Source organism: Helicobacter suis (assembly GCF_902196135.1).
Taxonomy (GTDB): domain Bacteria; phylum Campylobacterota; class Campylobacteria; order Campylobacterales; family Helicobacteraceae; genus Helicobacter; species Helicobacter suis_A.
On sequence record NZ_CABIKE010000037.1, the window covers coordinates 1 to 1,782 of the forward strand.

Below are 1,782 nucleotides of genomic sequence, written 5' to 3' on the forward strand. Positions count from 1 at the left end.
TAAGCCCCCCTTAAGCTTAAAAACTATACAATACGCCTTTTGCTAAATAGCAAGTGCTAAGCAAATGCTAAAGCAAGCGATCTTTGACATTTAAGCAAGAGAGTCTTGTAGCCAAGTTTGTTTTTGGTTTTGTTTTTTGTCTTTGGCTTAAGAACTCTAGTTAAAACCTAGTTAAACTTGAGTGATCTTGAGCCAGTTTAGGATTTAACTTTATGGAGAGTTTGATCCTGGCTCAGAGTGAACGCTGGCGGCGTGCCTAATACATGCAAGTCGAACGATGAAGCCTAGCTTGCTAGGTGGATTAGTGGCGCACGGGTGAGTAATGCATAGATAACATGCCCTTTAGTTTGGAATAGCCACTAGAAATGGTGATTAATACCAAATACTACCTTACGAGGGAAAGATTTATCGCTAAAGGATTGGTCTATGTCCTATCAGCTTGTTGGTGAGATAAAGGCTCACCAAGGCGATGACGGGTATCCGGCCTGAGAGGGTGAACGGACACACTGGAACTGAGACACGGTCCAGACTCCTACGGGAGGCAGCAGTAGGGAATATTGCTCAATGGGGGAAACCCTGAAGCAGCAACGCCGCGTGGAGGATGAAGGTTTTAGGATTGTAAACTCCTTTTGTTAGAGAAGATAATGACGGTATCTAACGAATAAGCACCGGCTAACTCCGTGCCAGCAGCCGCGGTAATACGGAGGGTGCAAGCGTTACTCGGAATCACTGGGCGTAAAGAGTGCGTAGGCGGGAGGACAAGTCAGGTGTGAAATCCTATGGCTTAACCATAGAACTGCATTTGAAACTATCCTTCTGGAGTGTGGGAGAGGTAGGTGGAATTCTTGGTGTAGGGGTAAAATCCGTAGAGATCAAGAGGAATACTCATTGCGAAGGCGACCTGCTGGAACATCACTGACGCTGATTGCACGAAAGCGTGGGGAGCAAACAGGATTAGATACCCTGGTAGTCCACGCCCTAAACGATGGATGCTAGTTGTTGGGAGGCTTTGTCTTTCCAGTAATGCAGCTAACGCCTTAAGCATCCCGCCTGGGGAGTACGGTCGCAAGATTAAAACTCAAAGGAATAGACGGGGACCCGCACAAGCGGTGGAGCATGTGGTTTAATTCGAAGATACACGAAGAACCTTACCTAGGCTTGACATTGAAGGAATTCCCTAGAAATAGGGGAGTGTCTAGCTTTTGCTAGACCCTGAAAACAGGTGCTGCACGGCTGTCGTCAGCTCGTGTCGTGAGATGTTGGGTTAAGTCCCGCAACGAGCGCAACCCTTTTTCTTAGTTGCTAACAGGTTATGCTGCGCACTCTAAGAAGACTGCCTGCGTAAGCAGGAGGAAGGTGAGGACGACGTCAAGTCATCATGGCCCTTACGCCTAGGGCTACACACGTGCTACAATGGGGTGTACAAAGAGATGCAAAGCCGCGAGGCAGAGCTAATCTATAAAACACCTCCTAGTTCGGATTGCAGGCTGCAACTCGCCTGCATGAAGCTGGAATCGCTAGTAATCGCAAATCAGCTATGTTGCGGTGAATACGTTCCCGGGTCTTGTACTCACCGCCCGTCACACCATGGGAGTTGTGTTTGCCTTAAGTCAGGATGCTAAAGCAGCTACTGCCCACGGCACACACAGCGACTGGGGTGAAGTCGTAACAAGGTAACCGTAGGTGAACCTGCGGTTGGATCACCTCCTTTCTTAGAGAAATGCCCTTGCATTTGTTTGCAAGGGCCACAGGCTCAAGGCTCTCTTGCTTAGGTGTTGGAGA

General features: G+C 48.5%; 1 rRNA gene. It reads left to right on the top strand.

Annotation, left to right across the window (positions count from 1 at the left end):
* The first annotated feature begins 209 nt into the window (after positions 1-209).
* Positions 210-1,711 (top strand): 16S ribosomal RNA (locus G6Q06_RS08290).
* Positions 1,712-1,782: the final 71 nt, after the last annotated feature.